Annotated in this window: 3 protein-coding genes; all 3 read left to right on the top strand. The window is 34.3% G+C overall.

What is annotated here, in order from left to right:
* Positions 1-247: 247 nt before the first annotated feature.
* Positions 248-610 carry an SMI1/KNR4 family protein gene (locus HMPREF0381_RS11320; protein WP_008752114.1) on the top strand — a complete coding sequence of 121 codons (363 nt, stop codon included), beginning with the start codon at positions 248-250 and terminating at the stop codon, positions 608-610.
* A complete protein-coding gene (locus tag HMPREF0381_RS11315; protein WP_040461422.1) occupies positions 600-1,139 on the top strand; it encodes an RNA 2'-phosphotransferase in 540 nt (179 codons plus the stop codon). The genes HMPREF0381_RS11320 and HMPREF0381_RS11315 overlap by 11 nt, the downstream gene beginning before the upstream one ends.
* A gap of 247 nt (positions 1,140-1,386) precedes the next feature.
* Positions 1,387-2,145, top strand: a complete 759-nt coding sequence (locus HMPREF0381_RS11310) for an SAM-dependent methyltransferase (protein ID WP_008752112.1) — start codon at positions 1,387-1,389, stop codon at positions 2,143-2,145.
* The last annotated feature ends 302 nt before the right edge of the window (positions 2,146-2,447 follow it).

Here is a 2,447-nt window from a genome sequence, read left to right as displayed (position 1 = left end):
AAAACACGATAGAGATATTAATGCGGCAAAAAATATATTGGAAGAAGGATTAAGACAAGTAGTATAAGGAAAATGATAGGGCAGGGACTGCCCGAATTAACGCCTGTGGAGATAGTAGGTTGCGAGGTCAGCGAAGCAGGAAGCCCATAGTCTTTAGACTATGGGTAGTTCACAAGCTTCATTAAGAAATAATGATCCATTTTGTGCATTTGATATGGAGACAATAAAATAGGAGAAAAGTATAGAATTGGAATTATTTGATGTAAGTAGTATATATAAGGAGTTTGAATATCCTAAAGAATTTTTAAAAATTGTTCATTTGGGATTTGTTAATTTTGATTTTTGGTATTTGATGGATTATGATCAAACTGAGTGGAGAATAAAAGGATTAAAAGAAAGATATCCGGACAGAAAGTTGGTTCCCTTTGCAAGAAGAGGTGACAATGATGATATAGTTTGCTTTGATATCGACAGAGATGGAAGGGTGCAAAAAATCCACGATTTTGTAAGTGCAGGATGGGAACAGAGAAAGGATTATGAAAGCTTTTGGGATTGGTTTAGAGAGGCTATAGATGAGATGATAGAAGAAGGAGAATATGATGAATTATGAAAAGTTAAGCAAGGAAGTTTCATACGCACTTCGACATGCACCTTGGGAGTATGAACTTGAAATGGACGAAGAAGGTTGGGTAAGTATAGAGCAGCTTTTGACTGCATTAAATACAGAAGGTAGATTTGAATATATTACTCAAAACGATTTGGCTGTTATGATTGATAAGTCTGATAAGAAAAGACATGAAATAAAGGCAGGAAAAATAAGAGCTATGTACGGGCATTCTATACCGATGCATATAGTAAAGGAAGAGAAGATTCCACCTGATAAATTATATCATGGTACTGCAAGGAGATTTATTGAGAGCATAAAAAATAACGGGCTTTTATCTATGAGCAGACAATATGTACACCTGTCAGCTGATATAGATACAGCAAGGAAAGTAGGACTTAGGCGTGACAACAGTCCATGTATACTGGAAATTGATTCTAAGAGAGCTTATGAGAATGGAGTAAAATTCTATCATGGAAATGAAAAAGTATGGCTGGCAGACAAAATACCATCGGGTTATATAAGTGAATTATAGAGATGAATAATATTGACGCAATATATAATATTTCCATTTTTAATATTGACTTTTACCGTATATATGTCTAAAATTCTTAGTGAGCCGGTTATTCGGCTTAGTATATTTTCTTAGTATTTAATGATATCTGTATTTGTAAATATCCCCGATAAAATGAAGTATAATTTATTTATTTTAAAAGGCGGTATTTTACATTTGAGTTAGTAAATCCTAACTTACAGATAGTTTTTAGTTTACAGGAGGGATTATGGCAGAGAAAGGTCATGAATTTTTGGCAAGAATAGGTAAGACAAGGTTAAGACCGGGTGGTGTGGTGGCTACCGATTGGTTACTTGAGAAGGGAAATATCAAGGCTGATTCAAAGGTTTTGGAGGTGGCTTGTAATATGGGGACCACCTTGATTCATATAGCAAAGAAATACGGCTGTGATATTATAGGAGTGGATTTGGATGAAAAAGCGGTCGAAAAGGCAAAGAAGAAGATAAAAGATAATGACCTGGAAGACAAAGTAAAGGTTATGGAAGGTGATGCCTTTAAGCTTCCTTTTGAGGATGAAAGCTTTGATGTTGTGGTAAATGAAGCAATGCTGACAATGCTTTTGGGTGATAAAAAGGAGAGAGCGTTAAAAGAATATTACAGAGTATTAAAGCCCGGCGGAGTTGTATTAACTCAGGATGTTGTTTTAATCACTGATGATGAAAACAGGGCAAGGGAACTTCGTATCGGTCTTAGCAGGGCTATAAATGTAAATGTGGAACCGCTTATAGAAACGGAGTGGAGAGCCTGCTTTGAAAGATCCGGATTTCAAGTGGAGGAAAAGAGCGGTCCTATGTCTCTTATGAGTATTCCCGGAATGATGAAGGATGAGGGTATTTTTGGGGCATTCAGTATTATAAGAACAGGATTGCAGGAGTTTAATAAGGAATACTTTCAAAGGATGCGTTCATTTATGATGGATAATAAAAAAGAACTTGGATATATATGTTTTGCGGGGAGAAAGGAATAAAAATATATAACAGTATATTATAACTTTATCTTTAGCATCTGAGGTATGTAAAAGTGGTTTAAAGTCTTGTGTTTATAAGGCTATAGCCACTTTTTTCTTGTTAAAATATTGAGTGGAAACTTCAAATATCTTTATAAAAAAATATAGTGAATCTTCTATATGGGTCAGTGCGGTTTAAAACTGTACAGACCCTTTTTTGACGAAACATATTACTGTAGTCCAATTTGATTTTTTACAAAGTAAAAATACAAGAAACTACAATCAATTATAATATACATATTATACAATAATATCATTAAAAC

The sequence above is a fragment of the Lachnoanaerobaculum saburreum DSM 3986 genome, assembly GCF_000185385.1.
Classification (GTDB): domain Bacteria; phylum Bacillota; class Clostridia; order Lachnospirales; family Lachnospiraceae; genus Lachnoanaerobaculum; species Lachnoanaerobaculum saburreum.
This window is presented reverse-complemented; position numbering and strand designations above follow the sequence as displayed.

Coding starts and splice junctions, on each gene's coding strand:
- HMPREF0381_RS11310 (WP_008752112.1), top strand. CDS start 1,387: ATGGCAGAGAAAGGTCATGAATTTTTGGCAAGAATAGGTAAGACAAGG.
- HMPREF0381_RS11315 (WP_040461422.1), top strand. CDS start 600: ATGAATTATGAAAAGTTAAGCAAGGAAGTTTCATACGCACTTCGACAT.